The sequence below is a fragment of the Myxococcus vastator genome, from assembly GCF_010894475.1.
Taxonomy (GTDB): domain Bacteria; phylum Myxococcota; class Myxococcia; order Myxococcales; family Myxococcaceae; genus Myxococcus; species Myxococcus vastator.
Map to the genome: position 1 here is coordinate 1 of NZ_JAAIYB010000841.1, position 1,383 is coordinate 1,383.

At 74.2% G+C, this 1,383-nt stretch carries 1 protein-coding gene; it reads left to right on the forward strand.

Going from position 1 to position 1,383, the window contains the following annotated elements; genetic code table 11:
* The coding region (locus G4D87_RS37785) for a serine/threonine-protein kinase (protein ID WP_163787595.1) at positions 1-1,383 on the forward strand (1,383 nt) is incomplete at both ends.

The window sequence follows — 1,383 nt, forward strand, 5'->3', positions numbered from 1 at the left end:
GGGGGGCTTCGCGCGGAGGCTGGCCATCAAGCGGTTGATTGCAGAGCCCGAGCAGAACCCCTCCCAGGCGCGGATGTTCCTCGACGAGGCGCGGATCGCCAGCCGGCTGCACCACGCCAACATCCTGTCCATCCTCGATTACGGCGTGGTGGAGGGCGTCCCGTACCAGGTGCTCGAGTACGTGGACGGCGTCGACGCGGAGCGGCTGCGGCAGCGCGGGCTCGAGGTGGGGGAGGACTTCCCGGTGGAGCTGGCGCTGCATGTGTGCGCCGAGGTGGCCCATGCGCTCCAGTATGCCCATGAGGCGAAGGATGGTGCGGGGGAGTCGCTGGAAATCGTCCATCGCGACGTGAGCCCCTCGAACATCCTCGTGTCGTGGACGGGCGACGTGAAGCTGGCGGACTTCGGCATCGCGCTGGCCAGGGACAGGCAGGAGCGGACGCTGGCGGGGCTCACGAAGGGCAAGCTGGCGTACATGCCGCCGGAGCAGGTGACGCGGGGCGCGCTGGATGGGCGCTCGGACCTCTTCGCGCTCGGGTGCGTGCTGCACGCGCTGCTGACGGGGCACAGCCCGCTGGCGGGCGAGGACCGGATGGCGGACCTGCTGGCGGGCAAGGAGCTGGAGCTGTCGGACGCGCTCCCCGCGGACGTCCGCGACCTCATCGCGCGAGCCGTGCGGAGGGCGAGGCATCAGCGCTTCCAGAGCGCGGCGGAGTTCGCCGAGGCGACCGGCGAGGTGCTCGCGGCCCGAAGCGGGCGAGCAGGGCGCGCGCTGCTGTGCGAGTGGATGGCCCGGGTCCGCGCGAAGGAGGAGGAGGCCATGGCGCGGCCCGTCTCGGGGTGGGCCGGCTCCTTCCTGGAGGTGGAGCAGCTCCTCGGCGGAGTCGTCGTTCCGGCGCCAGGGGCGGCGACGGGGGGCAGCGCCACGCCGCCACCGCGAAGCGAGCCGCGCGCCCAGCGCCGGCGGTGGCCCTGGCTCGCCGTCCTCGCGCTGGGGGGGCTCGCGGCCGTGTGGCCTTGGAGGCTCGGGAAGGAAGACGCGCCGCCTGTGCCCGCGGTGCAGTCCGTCGCCGTCCCTGTGCCGGTGCCGCCCGCGCCGGAGAAGGACGAAGTCGCCCCGGCCGAGCGCTCGCCGCCCGCGCCGGTGCAGGCGCCCGTGACACGCGCGGTTCCGCGAGCGCAGGAGCCGCCCCCGAAGCGGCTGGCCCGTGCCCCGGCGCGCCCGGCGAATGGCGGCTTGGGGGCGCTGACGGTGGGAGGCGAGGGGGCCTTGCGCGCGGTGGTCATCATCGACGGCGAGCGCCGAGGCCACGCGCCGCTGCTCATCGAGCTCCCCGTGGGCGAGCATGTCCTGGAGCTCAAGACTCCCGATGGCCACTGGAT